Consider the following 14,999-nt stretch of genomic DNA (forward strand, 5'->3'; position numbering starts at 1 on the left):
GATGGCTTCCTATCTGCATACGATGGTTCGCGTGCGCGATCTCGAACGCAGTGTGGCGTTTTACAAGGTTCTCGGCATGCGCGAAATTCGTCGCCGCGAAGTGCCGGACGGTCGTTACACGCTGGTTTATATGGGTTTTGACGACAACGCGCATGGTCAGGCCGAAATCGAGCTGACCTACAACTGGGATCAGGAAGACGTCTACGATCTGGGCAATGGTTTCGGTCATTTCGCGGTCGGCTTCGACGATGTCGCCGCAGCGGTGGACAAGGTGCGCGAGGCCGGCGGCAAGGTAACGCGCGAGGCGGGGCCGGTGAAGTTCGGGACCACCGTGATCGCGTTCGTTGAGGATCCGGACGGCTACAAGATCGAATTCATTCAGCGCGGCACGCACTGAGCCGCTACTTTCGCTGACCTTTCAGGCGGGCTGTTGCCGATTCGATGGCGGCGATGATGGTTTCGGCCTGTCGTCGCACTGCCGGATCGGCATGCGCGCTCAACAGGTCTGCCGCCAGAAGGGCTGTGGCCAGCATGTTGCGGACGTCGTGCCGCATGCTCGGATCGTCTGAAGCGGGTTGCTGGTCGCTCACGAACATTTCTCCACCGATTCGGTATCGTCAGGTTTGTTGACAGTCTCGCCTGCGGCCCGTAAAAGCCCGCGCTTTAGATAACGGCGTCTCAAGGCGCCCGTTCTTGTGCGGCGCACGCCGCGCGTCAGCCGTATAGGGATCGATAACATGAAGCGCACTTATCAACCGTCCAAGATCGTTCGCAAGCGCCGTCACGGCTTCCGCGCCCGCAGCGGCACGGTCGGTGGCCGTCGCGTGTTGGCGAATCGTCGTTCCAAGGGCCGCGTCAAGCTCTCTGCCTGATCGAAAAGACCGTTCGAGGTTGAAAGGCGACTGTCGATGCCCGAGCAACCTCGAAAACTGAAAACGCGACCGCAGTTCCTGCGTGTCGCGGGTCGTGGCCGGAAGGTTGCGATGCCGGGCCTGGTTTTGCAGGTTCTGGCACAGGACGATGCCGTCGCGGCGCGCGCGGGTTTTACCGTCACAAAAAAAGTCGGCAATGCCGTGGTCCGTAACAGGACGCGGCGCATCCTTCGGGAAGCGTTGCGGCAGGTTGCGCGCGAAGAGGCCGTCGGGGCCGTCGATCTGGTTCTGATCGGGCGCGATGCGACACGCAAGCGCCGCTTCTCGGATGTGGTCAACGATCTGCGCCATGCCATGCGAAAGGGCGGCGCCCTCTCGTCATGACGCGCCGCAGTCCGTTGGCCGCCTGTTTGCTGGCCCTTCTGCGCTTCTACCAATATGCGATCAGCCCGCAACTGGGGACGAACTGCCGGTTCACGCCGACATGCAGCGCCTATGCGCATGAGGCGATTATCCGGCGTGGCGCGATACGTGGTGGCTGGCTGGCCATGCGGCGTCTTCTCCGCTGTCATCCGTTTTCGCGTGGCGGTCATGATCCGGTGCCGGACCGCTGATGGCCGGGCGGCCTATTTATTCCCCCGTGCCTATTGTTTTGCACGCGAAATTCGGCCAACTGACGCGTAATCCTCGGGATGTCGTGCTGACGCGTCCTTCCCATCCTCATCCTATCGTGGCGGATCGTCAGACCGTCGCGTTCCAAGAAGAAAGGCCGGCATTCGGCTGATGGACATCAAGCGCATCATCACAGCCACTGTGATCTCCGCCCTGATCCTGATCGGCTTCGATTACTTCGTGCCGCAGCATTCGCAGCAGACGGTCGAGAATCAGTCGAAGACGCAGACGAGCGGAACCCCGCCCAAGCAGGATGAGCATAACGGCCCCGCGCCGACCCCCGGCGCCAGCACGCCGCCGGCCAACACCGCGGATGCCGCACCGGCGGCCGCGGCGGTTCGTCTGCCGATCGAGGGACCGGACGTCACCGGCTCGCTCGACCTGCGGGGCGCGCGCTTCGATGATCTCGTGTTGACGCATTATGGCGAGACCCTGGCCAAGGACAGCCCGCTGGTGCGGTTGCTGGAGAAAGCCGATGGGCCGCAGCCGAGCTTCGTGGAGATCGGATGGCAGAATGCGCCGGGATCGTCCGCCCGCGTGCCGGACGCCAGCACGGACTGGACGACTGACGACAAGGCGCTCTCGCCCGATCATCCGGTGACGTTGCGCTGGGATAACGGTCAGGGTCTGCTGTTCTCGATCACGATGACGGTCGATCGTCGCTATCTGTTCGATATCGCCCAGAAGGTGGAGAACAAGGGCGGACAGGCCGTTTCCCTCGTGCCGTATCAGCGCGTCGAGCGGGACTACAAGCCGGAGGAGACGGGCGGCTTCATCGTGCATGAAGGACCGTTGTCCGTCATGAACGGTCGCCTGAACGAGGATTCCTACAAGAACATGCGCAAGGGCGCGACGCAGCCCGGCTATCAGGCGTGGGCAGCGGCGGGTAACGGTGGCTGGGGCGGTATCACCGACAAATACTGGCTGACGGCCATCGTGCCCGATCAGGCGGCGCCGGTTGCCGTGCATTACAGCTACGTGCCGAACAGTGGCGCGGGGGCTTATCGCGTCGATTTCACGTCGCAGGCGCCGCTTCCGGTTGGCGCGGGTGCGACGGTGGCGACGTCGAGCCGCATTTTCGCCGGCGCGAAGGAGGTCAATCTCCTCGACCAGTATACTGACGCCTTGCACATTCCTTATTTCTACAAGGCCGTGGACTTCGGGTGGTTTGCGTTTCTGACGCGGCCGATGTTCCATGTGCTGCACTGGCTGTTCAGCCATCTGGGCAATTTCGGCCTTGCGCTGCTGGCGTTGACGCTGATCATCAAGCTCATCCTTTATCCGCTGGCGACGAAGTCCTTCGCGTCCATGGCGAAGATGCGGACGCTGACGCCGCGCATCCAGTCCATCCGCGAACGGCACAAGGACGAGCCGATGGTCGCGCAGCAGCAGATCATGGCGCTCTACAAGGAAGAGGGGGTCAACCCCGCCGGTGGCTGTCTGCCGCTTCTGATTCAGGCGCCGGTGGCGTTCTGCCTGTATAAGGTGCTGAACATCACCATCGAGATGCGGCATGCGCCGTTCTATGGCTGGATTCACGATCTTTCCGCTGCCGATCCGACCAATATCTTCACGTTGTTCGGGCTGATCCCCTTCGATGTCACGGCGATTTCGCCGATGCTGCATATCGGCATCTGGCCGATCCTGTTCGGCCTGACCATCTTCCTGATGCAGCGCCAGACCAGTGTTTCGATGGACCCGGCGCAGCAGCGCATGATGCAGTTCATGCCGATCATCTACGTCTTCTTCATGGGGCGCCTGTCGGCCGGTATCGTCATTTACTATACGTGGAACAACCTGCTGACCTTCGCGCAGCAGAGCCTGATCCAGCGCCGCGCCAATGCCGCGGTGCCGGCACAGGGTGGCAAGAAGGTGGTGCGCAAGCCGTGACCGATGCGCCTGATCCGACAGTATTCACGGAGGAGGAGATCGAGGCGGGTCGCCTGCTGTTCGCAGCAGACTGCCAGTTCTTCTTCGGATCGCAGACGATCGACCAGTTGCCGCCTGCCGAGCGCCCGGAAATCGCGTTCGCAGGCCGGTCGAATGTCGGGAAATCCAGCCTGATCAATGCGCTGACCGGCCGTAACCGGCTGGCGCGCGCTTCCTCCGAGCCGGGCCGCACCAAGCAGCTGAATTTCTTCGACCTTGGCGAGCGGGTAACGCTGGTCGACATGCCGGGATATGGCTTTGCCAAGGCCGCCAAGGCGGTCAAGGAAGACTGGCAGAACACGATGTTCGCCTATCTGCGTGGCCGCACGACACTGTCGCGCGTGCTGTTGCTGTTCGATGCGCGGATCGAACTCAAGAAATCCGATCGCGATGTCATGGACCTGCTCGATCGCGCCGCGGTGCTGTTCCAGATCGTGCTGACGAAATGCGATTCGTTGAAACCCGGCAAGCTGGAAAGCAAACGCCGGGAGGTTGCGGCAGAAATCGGCAAGCATGCGGCGGCTTATCCGCATATCGTGCTGACAAGCAGCGAGACCGGGATGGGCATCGATCTTCTGCGCGCCGAGATTGCGCGTCTGGCTGAAAAACCGACACAAACCGTATCGTTGCCCGGGAAACCGTCATGACCGAAACGCCTCAGGATATTCGTGAGGATGGACAGCGGCAGGCTGCCATCCTGGCCAGCGCCTTGCCCTATCTGCGCCGCTATGCCGGCGATACGATCGTCGTGAAGTACGGCGGTCACGCCATGGGCGTGGACCACCTGTCCAACGCGTTCGGGCATGATATCGCCCTGCTCAAGCTGGTGGGTGTCAATCCGATCATCGTGCATGGCGGTGGGCCGCAGATCAGTGCCATGCTGGAGCGGTTGCAGCTTCGCTCCACTTTTATCGACGGTCTGCGCGTCACGGATGCCGCGATGGTCGAGATCATCGAAATGGTGCTCTCCGGCAGCGTCAATAAACAGGTTGCGGATCTGATTAACCGTGCCGGTGCGCTGGCGGTGGGCATTTCCGGCAAGGACGGCGGTCTGATCCGTGCACGCAAGCTGACGCGCACGGTACGCGATGAAGATAGCCTCATCGAACGGGAGCTCGATCTGGGTTTCGTTGGTGAACCGTCGAAGATCGATCCTCGCGTACTGTATTCGCTGCTGGGATCGGGGCTGATACCCGTGATCGCGCCCGTTGGCGTGGGCGATCAGGGCGAGACGTTCAACATCAATGCGGATACGGCGGCCGGTGCGATCTCAGGCGCGGTGAATGCGTCGCGCCTGCTGATGTTGACCGATGTTCCGGGTGTTCTTGACGAAAACGGCAAGCTGATCCCTGAACTCACGGCCGAGGACGCGCAGCGCCGGATCGAGGCCGGTCAGATCACGGGCGGCATGATCCCCAAGGTGGAGACCTGCCTCAAGGCCGTGCGGGAAGGCGCCAAGGCGGCGGTCATTCTGGATGGTCGCGTGCCGCATGCCTGCCTGCTCGAACTCTTTACGAAGAGCGGCTCGGGCACACTAATTCGCGGCACCTGAGAAATCGCCATGTGGGCCGCCCCGTTACAGGGCGGTCGTCACGCCTTTCAGGGCGCTTCGTGCGAGAAAACCCACTTCCTGTCGCCGCCCTGCGCCTCCCTTAGCGCCAGCGTTGCCCGTTCGAGGTAATCGTCCAGCAGGTCCGTGCTCTGCGGTTCGCGTGTTACGAGCCCGATACGCACTGGCAGATGATGGGTGGTATCGAGCAGGATAGGAGCACCGTGGGTCGTCATGCGCTCGGCGCGCTCGGCTGCTGCGAATCGATCGCCGCCATCGAGCCAGAGCAGGAAGCATTCCGTGTTGAGGCGCCCCACGATATCCGTCGGGCGTACGGCGTTGCGCACCAGTGAGACAACCTGATTCAGCGCATCGCCGGCATGGAGACCGTTTTGGTCCGACAGCAGGTCCGACAATCCCTGAATGCATATGACGATCATCGTGGCCGACATATATTCGCGGTCGAGGCGTGGGAGGCGACGGGCAATTTCCTGTTGGAAGCCATGCCAGGTGAGCAGATGCGATGCCGGGTCGAACGGCGCGTCGAATATCGCGCGTCGATGCAGGGCGTCGAGTTCCAGCTGCCCGGCCATCATGCCGACAAGCAAGGTTGCGGTTTCTTTCTCGGCGGCGGACCAATCTTCTGTCCTGCGGAGAAGAAGGCCTACGCCGCCGCCGAAACGCAGGCGCGCGCTTGCCCAGAGGAAGGCCTTATCGTCAAGGCGCCATGCGCGGCAGGTCGGATGGTTGGTGGCGTTGTCCAGCGGCTTGTCCGTGTCCATGAACGTCCCGCCCCATTGACGCAGGGGTTGCCACATATTGTCCGTCATGGTCTCGACGTCGCCCGGCACGTCCTGGGCCAGCATGACGGCACCACCGTCCACGCCAAGATCGCGACACAGCGATTCGGAAGCCGCGACGGCGCCGTTTACCGGTGTTGTCTCATCGCGCAGGGCGGCCAGCGCCCGCTGCAGGGCTGACGGCAGGTTTTCCCTGATCGGGGCGGTTGCGGCGGATGGTGCGGGGTCGGCGTAAAGCAGCCCGGCATAGGCGCCCTGGCATTCACCCTCCTGGTTGAAGCGCGGCAGAACCGAAAGATAGATACCCGCCGCCACCGGAAAACGTTTCCGCACCATGCGCGGATCAAACGATGTCTGCTCGCCCGACGACCATAGCCGATCCGCGGGTTGTCCCAGCAGTTGTTCAGACGCGATGTCGTGTCTGTCGATTGGAACGAGCATGGTCAGGCGCCCGCGTTCGTCCGTTTCGAACAGCACGTCGAAGGCCGTGCGGCTCAATTGACGCCAGCGCTCGCGGCTGTCGATCAGGGCCTCCAGAAGGGCGACGTGATCGCTGTCGTCCGGCGACGGCATCGCGGTATCGGAGCTTGTTACGGGCAAGATTTGGGGCATGCCAGGCAAGATACGACATGAAAAATTAAAGACCCGTTAACGCCCGCGATCTATAAGCGCGCTACCAACAAAATCGATGCAGTACGCGATCTGAGTGGTGCGGCTGCCTGCACAGGACCGAACGGAAGGATCATTGTAAATGGATCGAATTGGCCCGACGCCCGATCGGCATGCCGAGCAGAACCGGCAGGACATCAAGAAATTCAAGTCCAGAACACTTGGGATGGCGATCGGATTCGTGCTGTTCGCCGTCTTTCTGGGGCTGGGATGCTATTACACGACGATCGATGAGCAGAACCATCTGCATTACAATCTCGGCCTCTTCATTGCCGCGATCGTCTTCGGGTGCGTCTTTCTCTACCATATGTGCACCTCATAAGTGCCGGGGCGTGTGGCGGAGCGACGTCATTTTTCCAAAAAATATCCGGTGATGCCGCGATAGGGGACCAAGACGCGTTGACTCCATCGTTGGCGGTCCGCATGGTCCGGCCGAAATTCTTGCGCCGAATTCCGGGAACAATCCATGCCTCATACCCAGCTCCGCACGACGATCGAAACGCTTTGGGAGCGCCGCGATGCGCTGAATGCCCATACGGAAGGTGCGGATCGTGACGCGGTCGAGACGGCGCTGGACCTGCTCGACAAGGGGGAGCTGCGCGTTGCATCGCCCGAAAACGGCGGCTGGATCGTTCATGAATGGCTGAAGAAGGCCGTGCTGCTGTCTTTCCGTCTCAACGAAAGCCGCGTGGTCGAGCGTGCCTGTGCCGGGGTGCCGGGCTTCGACAAGGTGCCATTGAAATTCGATGGTTGGGATCAGTTCCGTTTCGCCGAAGCCGGGTTTCGCGCCGTTCCGGGTGCGGTTGTGCGTCATTCCGCCTTTATCGCGCCGAACGTCGTGTTGATGCCGAGCTTCGTGAATGTCGGCGCGCGCGTTGACAGCGGCACGATGGTGGACACCTGGGCGACGGTCGGCTCCTGCGCGCAGATCGGCCGCAATGTGCATATCAGCGGTGGCGCGGGGATTGGCGGCGTCCTGGAGCCCTTGCAGGCCGCGCCGGTCATCATCGAGGATGACTGCTTCATCGGTGCCCGTTCGGAAGTGGCCGAAGGCGTGATCGTCGAGCGTGGGGCCGTGTTGTCCATGGGCGTGTTCATCGGTGCGTCCACGAAGATCGTGGATCGGGCGACCGGTGAAATCCATATGGGTCGCGTTCCGGCCTACTCGGTCGTCGTGCCGGGCACGCTGCCGGGCAAGACGCCGGAAGCGCCGCACCTCGCCTGCGCGGTGATCGTCAAGCGCGTGGACGAGCGTACGCGCTCCAAGACGTCCATCAACGAACTGCTGCGCGACTGAACGCATGACGCTGGACGTCACGGCCTTCCTTCAGACACTTCTGGCCTGTCCGTCCGTCACGCCGGTGGACGGGGGCGCACTCGATGTCGTGTCCTCCACGCTGGAACGGCTTGGCTTCGTCGTGACGCGGCTCGACTTCGGTCCGGCAGATGCGCCGACGCCGAATTTATTCGCCCGCCTGGGTGACGGCGGGCCGCATCTCTGTTTCGCCGGGCATACGGATGTCGTGCCGCCCGGCGCGTCATGGCGATACGGGCCGTTCGACGGCATCGTCGCGGACGGTATCCTCTATGGTCGCGGCGCGGTGGACATGAAGGGCGGTATCGCCGCGTTCATTGCGGCAGTCGCCGATGTCGTGGCGCGAGGCGGGCCGAATGGCACGATCAGCCTGTTGATTACCGGGGATGAGGAAGGGCCCGCGCGGCATGGGACGCGTGAGGTGCTGCCCTGGATGGCCGCGAATGGCCATATTCCGGATTTCTGTCTGCTGGGTGAGCCGACCAATCCATCCGCCATGGGCGAGATGATTAAAATCGGGCGGCGCGGCAGCCTGAGCGCCACGATCACGGTGCGTGGCGTGCAGGGGCATGTCGCCTATCCGCATCGCGCCGATAATCCGAATCATCGGCTGATCGATATTCTGCACGATCTGACCCATCACGTTCTGGACGAGGGCACCGAGGCCTTTGAGCCGTCCTCCCTGCAGATCACGAGTATGGATGTCGGCAATCCGACGACGAATGTCATCCCGGCCATCGCGCGCGCCAGTCTGAATATCCGCTTCAACGACCGCCATCGCGGCGACGATCTGGTAGCCTGGATCGAACGGGTCGTAGCGCGTCATGCGCCGGATGCGGAGGTGGACGCGCGAATCAGTGGCGAGGCTTTCCTGACCGCGCCGGGCGAGGCCGTCCGTTGCCTTTCGGCGGCGGTCGAGAAGGTGACGGGACATGCACCGGTGCTGGATACCGGCGGTGGCACGTCCGATGCGCGCTTCATCGCCGCGTATTGTCCAGTAGCGGAATTTGGTCTTGTCGGCGCGAGCATGCATAAAGCCGATGAGCACGTGGCGCTGGCGGATTTGCGCCAGCTGCGCGACATCTATCGAGAATTCATGGAGGCATTCGGCCTGTGACGTCTGAATCCGGTTCGCCTACGCCCCGTGGACCGCTGGCATCGATCCCGCGCGGTGTCCTCCTGCTGGGTCGTGGGGATGCGGCCGGACTGAACTGTTTCCGTTCCGGTCGCGACGCCGTGCTTTCCGCAATGGCACCGAGCCTGGCGCTTTTCCTCGTGGTGGTGGTGTTGCAGTTCCTGCAAGGCCCCTCCGCGCGGGAACTGACGAAGATCATGCTACTGCTGACGGCCCTGTTGCTGCGGCTGGTGGTGACGCAGGCACTCGCTGCCCATTGGTCGCGGCAAGGGCTCTGGACACGATATGCCAGTGCCATGCTGTGGAGCGACTGGCTGCCGCCGGTCCTGTCGCTGACCGCCGGGGGTCTTCTGCACGTCATCGCGCCCGCGATTGCCGATACGAAAGGGGCGACGCTGGGCGTGCTGATCGTGATCGAGGCGTATGACCTCTGGCTCAGCTGGTTCGTGGCGCGCGCGGGACTGGTCCTGCGCTGGTCCCAGGCTCTTCTGCTGGTTGGCATCGTGCTGACCACGACGATTGCGCTCTATTACGTGGCGGCGATGCTGCCGCCGCATTACAACGTCTGGACGGAACTCACGACGCCGATGTTCCAGCGCTGAACGGGTCGGCCGGGTAGCCGACCGCCGTCAGGCAGAGGCCTTCGGAAGGGGCGGTCGGTCCGGCTTGCCGCCGGTCGCAGGCCGCCAGAACGGCGCCGAGTTTTGCGGGCGACCACTGGCCGATACCGACCAGTTGCAGCGACCCGGCCAGATTGCGCACCTGATGATGCAGGAACGACCGTGCCATGGCGTCGATCGTCACGATCTCACCCTCGCGGCGCACATCCAGCACATCCAGCGTGCGGACCGGTCCGCTTGCCTGACAGGCAGCCGCGCGGAAGGACGAGAAATCGTGCCGTCCGATCAGGAGTGCCGCACCCTCGCGCATGGCCTCGACATCCAGGGGCCGTCTGACATGCCAGACGTGGTTCATTTGGAGAACCGGGCGGGTCGGGCGGTTGAGGATCGTATAGCGATAGGCGCGCGACGTGGCGGAAAACCGGGCGTGCCAGCCCGGTGCCGCGGGCGCGGCCGCCAGAATGGCCACGCGATGCGGCTTGAGATGAAAGCTGATTCCATCCCGGATCTGCCGTGCATCCGTCACCGCATCGTCCGGCAGGTCCAGTTGCACGACCATGCCCGCTGCATGCACGCCGGCATCGGTGCGACCGGCCGTGGCGCTGGACAACGGGCGGCCGCCGATTAGCCGTGCCGCAGCACTTTCGAGCAGTTCCTGAACCGATACGCCGTTATTCTGGCGCTGCCAGCCGACCAGCCCTGTGCCGTCATATTCCAGTTTCAGCGCCCAACGGCGAAAGCCGGGTGCGGGGTCGTCAGCCAAGGCGGCTACCTTTGGGAATGACCTGCCCGCGCAGGAAGGCATCGGCGTCCATCATGGCGCGACCGGGCCGTTGCAGGCGGGACAGGCGCAGCGCGCCCGTGCCGCAGGCGACCGTCAGCGTATCGTCCAGCAGGGTGCCGGGTTCGCCGCTGCTGGAAACGAGGGTCGCCGCGCCGATTTTCAGCACCATGCCGTTCCACAGCGTGAAAGCGCCCGGCCAGGGCGTCAGGCCACGGATCTGCCGTTCGATCTCCCCGGCGGGGCGGGACCAGTCGATACGGCCGCTGTCGCGCGTCAGACGTTCGGCGTAGGTCACGCCTTCGCTCGGTTGTGGCGTGGCATGAAGCGGCTGGGCTATGGTTCGGGTCAGGAGATCCGCACCCAGCGCGGCCAGACGGTCGTGCAGCGTGCTGGCGGTTTCATCGGGTGCGAGATCGACGGCGGCTTCGGCCAGCACCGCGCCCGTATCGAGTCCTTCGTCCATCTGCATGATCGAGATGCCGCTGCGTGCATCGCCTGCCAGGATGGCGGACTGGATTGGGGATGCGCCACGCCAGCGCGGCAGCAGGCTGGCATGGATGTTCAGGCACCCCAGACGCGGCGCAACCAGCATCGCGACGGGCAGGATCAACCCGTAGGCCGCGACGATCGCCGCATCGGCGTTCAGTGCGGCGAAGGCTTCATGCGCCGCAGTGTCGCGCTTGACCCGCTCGGGCGTGCGGACCGGCAGGCCGAGGGCATCGGCGGCCTCGTGCACGGGCGAACGTCGGACGGCCTTGCCGCGACCGGCGGGCCGGGGCGGTTGCGTGTAGACGGCGGCGATGTCGTGTCCGGCATCATGCAGAGCCGTCAGCGACGGCACCGCGAAATCCGGCGTTCCCATGAAGATCAGCCGCATCGGATCAGCGCCGGGCTTTCTGTTCCTTGGCCAGGCGCCGCATGAGCATGTTGCGCTTGAGCGAGGAGAGATGGTCGACGAACAGGATGCCGTCCAGATGGTCGATCTCGTGCTGCATGCAGGTGGCCAGCAGGTCGTCGGCGTCGCGTTCCTCCACCCGGCCGTCCAGCGTGCGATAGCGGACACGCACGGCATGCGGACGGACCACTTCCGCATACTGGTTGGGCAGGGACAGGCAGCCTTCCTCGCGCGCGGCCATTTCGTCCGATTCCGAGATGACCTCCGGGTTAATCATCAGGATCGGATCGCGCGTGCCTTCATCGGCCACGTCCACCAGGGCGAAGCGCAGGCCCAGCCCGATCTGCGGGGCGGCAAGCCCGATGCCGGGCGCCTTGTACATGGCGGAAAACATGCCCGGCAGGCTGTCGCGCAGAAGGCTCATATCCTCCGGGCGTACCGGTCGGGCAGGCGTGCGCAGCACGGCTTGCGGCGCGATCAGGATCGGGGTCGGCGGCACGTCGTCGACGCTGCTCAGGAAATCGAACTCAGTCATCGCTCGCGATGTAGCGAGGCATTGCGGGAAATGCCAGACGCGAATCCGACGAAAGCGACGCATCGGCCCACCAATCCGGACGCCATCGGTCTGATTGGCGCTCTTGCGTGTGACCACGACCTCACCATATCTTGTTTCGGAAGCGTGGCGCCGATCTGCGGGCCGCGCGGTTTTTCGTCTCGCTCTTGGAGGAGGCTCGTGTTGTCCGGTCGTTTATTCACATCGCCGATGTTTCTGGGGTTCGATCATCTCGAGCAGATGCTTGAGCGCGCCGCCAAAACCGCATCCGACGGGTATCCTCCCTACAATATCGAACAGCTCAACCAGACCACGCTGCGCATCACGCTGGCCGTGGCGGGTTTCGTCATGGACGATCTGCATATCACGCAGGAGGATAACCAGCTCGTCATCCGTGGCCGGCAGACGGATGACAGTCAGGGGAAGGTATTCCTGCATCGCGGGATTGCCGCGCGACAGTTCCAGAAGGCTTTCGTACTGGCGGAAGGTATCGAGATCGGCGATGCGTGGCTTGACAACGGGCTTCTGCATATCGACCTTCATCGTCCGCAACCTGAAGTGCGGGTGAAGCGGATCGCCATTACGCAGGGCCGACAGAACGGCGCCTCGAATGGCCAGCAGATCGATGTCCCCAAGCCGCGCCGGTCGCGCGCTGTACGCGACATCGATGAAGAATAAGGAAAACTTAACCGCGTTGGTGTCATATCCATTTCAGGCATGCGCCTTCGCGTCAGGATCAAGATCATGAGCAATCCTTTCCAGGACGACTTTTCCGACACGAAGGAAAAGATTCCGGCCGACCTGCGTCGGATCACGAACCGCGAACTGCGTAATCTCGGCATGAGCAAGCTTGCCTATGTCAAGGCCGTGACGTTCGAGGGGGAAGATGCCTTTGCCATTCACGCGGCCGACGGCACGCCGATGGCTCTGGCAGAAGATCGCGACAGCGCGGTGGAGGCTATCATCGATCATGAGATGATCCCGGCGTGGATTCATTGATCGCATGACGGCCGACATCAAGCGGTTCGCCGAGGAAAATCGCCTGAGTGGCGCCGTCCGTCATGGCGGCGTCCTCTATCTGGCCGGTCAGGTGGCGGACGATGCGACGCTGGATACGGAAGGCCAGACGGCTGACATACTGCGTCAGATCGACGCGCTGCTGGCCGAAGCGGGCACGGACAAGTCCCGCCTGCTTTCGGTGCAGATTTTCCTGACCGACATCAATGAAAGCGTGGCCATGAATCGTGCCTGGGACGCATGGCTTGATCCACGCCATAAGCCGGCGCGTGCGACGGTCGAAGCCAGGCTGGTCGATCCGGCCTGGCGGGTGGAAATCACCGCGATCGCCGCCTGCTGAACCATTCGGCAACCGGCCGGTCGAAAGCAACGGGACAGAGTTGCGGGTCCAACCCATGATCGATATGGCTCAGGGCCTGTAATTCGACGACCGGCACGGCATCGGCCACGATGTCTCCGGCGCCGGCCGCCGAGAACATCTCCGGCAAGGTCATTTTCTGATGCGCGGCGATGGATATCACGTCGAAGGCAAGCCGATTGATGACGTCGCCGAACACCATGCAGCCGAATGGCGTGCGGCAACGCGAGGCTTCGGCGCAGGCTTGCACGTAGTCGACGACGGCAGTCTTTTCATAAGGCTTGCTGAAATAACGACGGTTCCAGCGCTGCGCCCAGCCGAACTCGCGCTCGGCATGCAGGTGCTGCTGCAAGGTGGCACAGCAGCCGGTGCCCGGACAATGACAGGTCCAGGCCGCCAGCCAGGCGGACGTGAAATCCCGATAGCCTGACTGCGCCCATGCGGGATCGGCCGGATCGCCCGGTAGGGTGAAGCGGAAGCGGCGTTGGCCGTCCAGGCCGAAGAGCAGGCCCGGCTCTCGCATGTCGTGGCCGATGATCAGAATGTGATCCGTAGCGCCACGGCGCATATACGACTGGCATGTGAAGAGATCCAGGAATGCCTCATCGTCTGCCGATCGCGCTGCGTGTTCCTTGACCATCGTCAGGAAGGCTGGATTTCGGACGCCTGTGACGGCACGGGGACAGAACGCCAGATCCCACCAGCAGGACATCTTCACCAGATGGAATGCCAGGGCGTTTCGGAGTGAGATCAGGTCCTCGCCCGCGTTGTGCGATGCGCAAAACGCCTGGATGTCGTTGAAACGCCGGATCAGCGTGTCGAGTTGACGCGAAAGCGGGCGACAGGGGTCAAGATAATCGAGCAGTTTCCCCGGTCGGGAGTGCGTCAGATGCCAGGCCGCGTCCCGCGTGGGTTGTTTGTCGTCCATGGTGGCGCTTCTCATTGGGCTGCCAACGTATCGAGCATGATCTCGTACGCCTCTCGCGCCGTGGGCGTGATCGTGGTGCGCACATGCTGTCGCGCCTGTTGCTTGATGAGCATCCGAACACGAAGCGAGTCCTGCAACTGGCCCGAAGCCTGAATGAACTGCCGGAGGGATTGGCCAGTATCGCCGGCCCTTCGCGCGATATCGAAAGCCAGTTCCTGCACGATGCGTTCGAATTCGACCATACCGAAGGTCGAGCGGCAACTGGCGGCGAGAGCGGTTGCGGCACGATAGCGTGTGGTCAGCCTGGTATCGTCGGCATGATCGGCATAGCGGTTCCACAACATGGCCTGGGCGTGCTCACGGCGGGTGGAAAGCCATTCGTCCCGGTCGAAAAGATGGTGGCCCTTCTGGCTGATCATGACGCGCACGGCGATCCATGCGCTCAGGAAATCCCGAAACTGCTGGGGAGACCAGTGCGGCATTTCCTCCGCCACCAACCAGCCGAAACGAAACTGGCGCGATCCGTCCACGCCGAACAGGATGTTCAGCGGCAAGGTCGTCTCGCGTCCGAGGATCAGGATATGATCCGCATCGTTGGCACGCAGATGATGCTGTGTCGTCAGCAGATCGAACAACGCCTCGTCTTCCATGTTGCCGGATGCATGCATGGCGGCGAGATCCTGCAAGGTTGCCTGCGTGATGCCGAGGGCGCTTCCGGGATCGAAATCCACATGCCACCAGTGGACGGCCTTCAGAATGTGAAAGGCCAGTTCATTATGATAGGCGGAACCGTTCTGGCAGGTACGGACATCCCGGAAGCGCACTACGCAGTGGTCGAGTGCGGCCCGCCAGGACTGGCGTGGGTCAAGATAATGGATCGCCGGCATCAGACGGGCCCTCTTC

21 protein-coding genes are annotated in these 14,999 nt (G+C 63.0%); 14 read left to right on the forward strand and 7 right to left on the reverse strand.

Annotated features, from left to right (window positions below):
• Position 1 precedes the first annotated feature (1 nt).
• A complete protein-coding gene (gene gloA, locus A0U93_RS11020) occupies positions 2-397 on the forward strand; it encodes a lactoylglutathione lyase (RefSeq protein ID WP_077807388.1) in 396 nt (131 codons plus the stop codon).
• Between the two features lie 4 nt (positions 398-401).
• On the opposite strand, the gene A0U93_RS11025 is transcribed toward gloA, so the two are convergent.
• On the reverse strand, positions 402-590 hold the full coding sequence (locus tag A0U93_RS11025; RefSeq protein ID WP_245824836.1) for a hypothetical protein: 189 nt from the start codon (positions 588-590) through the stop codon (positions 402-404).
• 147 nt (positions 591-737) lie between these two features.
• Between A0U93_RS11025 and rpmH the strand changes: the two genes are divergently transcribed.
• The 6 genes from rpmH (at position 738) to argB (ending at position 5,025) form a co-directional block, all read left to right on the forward strand.
• Entirely contained in the window at positions 738-872 is a 135-nt protein-coding gene (gene rpmH / locus A0U93_RS11030) for a 50S ribosomal protein L34 (RefSeq protein WP_077807390.1), read from the forward strand.
• Between the two features lie 36 nt (positions 873-908).
• Entirely contained in the window at positions 909-1,256 is a 348-nt protein-coding gene (rnpA, locus tag A0U93_RS11035) for a ribonuclease P protein component (protein ID WP_077807391.1), read from the forward strand.
• Positions 1,253-1,486, forward strand: coding sequence for a membrane protein insertion efficiency factor YidD (gene yidD / locus A0U93_RS11040; protein WP_077807392.1), 234 nt, complete (start codon positions 1,253-1,255; stop codon positions 1,484-1,486). The genes rnpA and yidD overlap by 4 nt, the downstream gene beginning before the upstream one ends.
• A gap of 169 nt (positions 1,487-1,655) precedes the next feature.
• The gene (gene yidC, locus A0U93_RS11045; RefSeq protein WP_077807393.1) at positions 1,656-3,434 is read left to right on the forward strand and encodes a membrane protein insertase YidC; all 1,779 of its coding nucleotides are present in this window, start codon (positions 1,656-1,658) and stop codon (positions 3,432-3,434) included.
• Positions 3,431-4,120 (forward strand): ribosome biogenesis GTP-binding protein YihA/YsxC, encoded by a 690-nt coding sequence (gene yihA, locus A0U93_RS11050; RefSeq protein WP_077807394.1) that lies wholly within the window; start codon positions 3,431-3,433, stop codon positions 4,118-4,120. The genes yidC and yihA overlap by 4 nt, the downstream gene beginning before the upstream one ends.
• Positions 4,117-5,025 (forward strand): acetylglutamate kinase, encoded by a 909-nt coding sequence (argB, locus tag A0U93_RS11055; RefSeq protein ID WP_077807395.1) that lies wholly within the window; start codon positions 4,117-4,119, stop codon positions 5,023-5,025. The genes yihA and argB overlap by 4 nt, the downstream gene beginning before the upstream one ends.
• Before the next feature lie 47 nt (positions 5,026-5,072).
• On the opposite strand, the gene A0U93_RS11060 is transcribed toward argB, so the two are convergent.
• Complete coding sequence (locus A0U93_RS11060; RefSeq protein ID WP_211274005.1) at positions 5,073-6,395, reverse strand: GGDEF domain-containing protein; 1,323 nt, start codon at positions 6,393-6,395, stop codon at positions 5,073-5,075.
• Between the two features lie 178 nt (positions 6,396-6,573).
• On the opposite strand from A0U93_RS11060, the gene A0U93_RS11065 reads away from it, so the two are divergent.
• The 4 genes from A0U93_RS11065 to A0U93_RS11080 all read left to right on the forward strand — a co-directional run bounded on the left by A0U93_RS11065 (position 6,574) and on the right by A0U93_RS11080 (position 9,543).
• A complete protein-coding gene (locus tag A0U93_RS11065; protein ID WP_077807397.1) occupies positions 6,574-6,813 on the forward strand; it encodes a hypothetical protein in 240 nt (79 codons plus the stop codon).
• A 144-nt stretch (positions 6,814-6,957) separates the two neighbouring features.
• The gene (gene dapD, locus A0U93_RS11070) at positions 6,958-7,788 is read left to right on the forward strand and encodes a 2,3,4,5-tetrahydropyridine-2,6-dicarboxylate N-succinyltransferase (RefSeq protein WP_077807398.1); all 831 of its coding nucleotides are present in this window, start codon (positions 6,958-6,960) and stop codon (positions 7,786-7,788) included.
• 4 nt (positions 7,789-7,792) lie between these two features.
• Positions 7,793-8,923: a succinyl-diaminopimelate desuccinylase gene (gene dapE / locus A0U93_RS11075; protein WP_077807399.1), complete on the forward strand. Its 1,131-nt coding sequence runs from the start codon at positions 7,793-7,795 to the stop codon at positions 8,921-8,923.
• Positions 8,920-9,543 (forward strand): hypothetical protein, encoded by a 624-nt coding sequence (locus tag A0U93_RS11080; protein WP_077807400.1) that lies wholly within the window; start codon positions 8,920-8,922, stop codon positions 9,541-9,543. Before dapE ends, A0U93_RS11080 begins: the two co-directional genes overlap by 4 nt.
• Here A0U93_RS11080 and truA read toward each other — a convergent pair.
• The 3 genes from truA to def are packed head-to-tail and all read right to left on the reverse strand — an operon-like array spanning position 9,518 to position 11,775.
• Positions 9,518-10,324 (reverse strand): tRNA pseudouridine(38-40) synthase TruA, encoded by an 807-nt coding sequence (gene truA, locus A0U93_RS11085; RefSeq protein WP_245824837.1) that lies wholly within the window; start codon positions 10,322-10,324, stop codon positions 9,518-9,520. The genes A0U93_RS11080 and truA overlap by 26 nt on opposite strands.
• Entirely contained in the window at positions 10,317-11,222 is a 906-nt protein-coding gene (gene fmt, locus A0U93_RS11090) for a methionyl-tRNA formyltransferase (protein WP_077807402.1), read from the reverse strand. Before fmt ends, truA begins: the two co-directional genes overlap by 8 nt.
• 4 nt (positions 11,223-11,226) lie before the next feature.
• Positions 11,227-11,775, reverse strand: coding sequence for a peptide deformylase (gene def / locus A0U93_RS11095; protein ID WP_077808477.1), 549 nt, complete (start codon positions 11,773-11,775; stop codon positions 11,227-11,229).
• 201 nt (positions 11,776-11,976) lie between these two features.
• On the opposite strand from def, the gene A0U93_RS11100 reads away from it, so the two are divergent.
• From A0U93_RS11100 to A0U93_RS11110, 3 genes are all read left to right on the forward strand, one after another.
• On the forward strand, positions 11,977-12,471 hold the full coding sequence (locus A0U93_RS11100) for an Hsp20 family protein (protein WP_077807403.1): 495 nt from the start codon (positions 11,977-11,979) through the stop codon (positions 12,469-12,471).
• Between the two features lie 66 nt (positions 12,472-12,537).
• Positions 12,538-12,792: a DUF1150 family protein gene (locus A0U93_RS11105; protein ID WP_077808478.1), complete on the forward strand. Its 255-nt coding sequence runs from the start codon at positions 12,538-12,540 to the stop codon at positions 12,790-12,792.
• A gap of 4 nt (positions 12,793-12,796) precedes the next feature.
• Entirely contained in the window at positions 12,797-13,150 is a 354-nt protein-coding gene (locus A0U93_RS11110) for a RidA family protein (RefSeq protein ID WP_077807404.1), read from the forward strand.
• Here the strand turns inward: A0U93_RS11110 and A0U93_RS11115 are convergent.
• A complete protein-coding gene (locus tag A0U93_RS11115) occupies positions 13,128-14,096 on the reverse strand; it encodes a hypothetical protein (RefSeq protein WP_077807405.1) in 969 nt (322 codons plus the stop codon). The two genes, A0U93_RS11110 and A0U93_RS11115, sit on opposite strands and share 23 nt — an antisense overlap.
• 11 nt (positions 14,097-14,107) lie before the next feature.
• On the reverse strand, positions 14,108-14,983 hold the full coding sequence (locus tag A0U93_RS11120; RefSeq protein ID WP_149026879.1) for a hypothetical protein: 876 nt from the start codon (positions 14,981-14,983) through the stop codon (positions 14,108-14,110).
• Between the last annotated feature and the right edge of the window lie 16 nt (positions 14,984-14,999).

The sequence above is a fragment of the Neoasaia chiangmaiensis genome (assembly GCF_002005465.1).
GTDB classification, from domain to species: domain Bacteria; phylum Pseudomonadota; class Alphaproteobacteria; order Acetobacterales; family Acetobacteraceae; genus Neoasaia; species Neoasaia chiangmaiensis.

Bases quoted from the DNA above. Each gene is read 5' to 3' on its own strand.
- gloA (WP_077807388.1), top strand. From the start codon at position 2: ATGGCTTCCTATCTGCATACGATGGTTCGCGTGCGCGATCTCGAACGC.
- rpmH (WP_077807390.1), top strand. From the start codon at position 738: ATGAAGCGCACTTATCAACCGTCCAAGATCGTTCGCAAGCGCCGTCAC.
- rnpA (WP_077807391.1), top strand. From the start codon at position 909: ATGCCCGAGCAACCTCGAAAACTGAAAACGCGACCGCAGTTCCTGCGT.
- yidD (WP_077807392.1), top strand. From the start codon at position 1,253: ATGACGCGCCGCAGTCCGTTGGCCGCCTGTTTGCTGGCCCTTCTGCGC.
- yidC (WP_077807393.1), top strand. From the start codon at position 1,656: ATGGACATCAAGCGCATCATCACAGCCACTGTGATCTCCGCCCTGATC.
- argB (WP_077807395.1), top strand. From the start codon at position 4,117: ATGACCGAAACGCCTCAGGATATTCGTGAGGATGGACAGCGGCAGGCT.
- A0U93_RS11060 (WP_211274005.1), bottom strand. From the start codon at position 6,395: ATGCCGTCGCCGGACGACAGCGATCACGTCGCCCTTCTGGAGGCCCTG.
- A0U93_RS11065 (WP_077807397.1), top strand. From the start codon at position 6,574: ATGGATCGAATTGGCCCGACGCCCGATCGGCATGCCGAGCAGAACCGG.
- dapD (WP_077807398.1), top strand. From the start codon at position 6,958: ATGCCTCATACCCAGCTCCGCACGACGATCGAAACGCTTTGGGAGCGC.
- dapE (WP_077807399.1), top strand. From the start codon at position 7,793: ATGACGCTGGACGTCACGGCCTTCCTTCAGACACTTCTGGCCTGTCCG.
- fmt (WP_077807402.1), bottom strand. From the start codon at position 11,222: ATGCGGCTGATCTTCATGGGAACGCCGGATTTCGCGGTGCCGTCGCTG.
- def (WP_077808477.1), bottom strand. From the start codon at position 11,775: ATGACTGAGTTCGATTTCCTGAGCAGCGTCGACGACGTGCCGCCGACC.
- A0U93_RS11105 (WP_077808478.1), top strand. From the start codon at position 12,538: ATGAGCAATCCTTTCCAGGACGACTTTTCCGACACGAAGGAAAAGATT.
- A0U93_RS11110 (WP_077807404.1), top strand. From the start codon at position 12,797: ATGACGGCCGACATCAAGCGGTTCGCCGAGGAAAATCGCCTGAGTGGC.
- A0U93_RS11115 (WP_077807405.1), bottom strand. From the start codon at position 14,096: ATGGACGACAAACAACCCACGCGGGACGCGGCCTGGCATCTGACGCAC.
- A0U93_RS11120 (WP_149026879.1), bottom strand. From the start codon at position 14,983: ATGCCGGCGATCCATTATCTTGACCCACGCCAGTCCTGGCGGGCCGCA.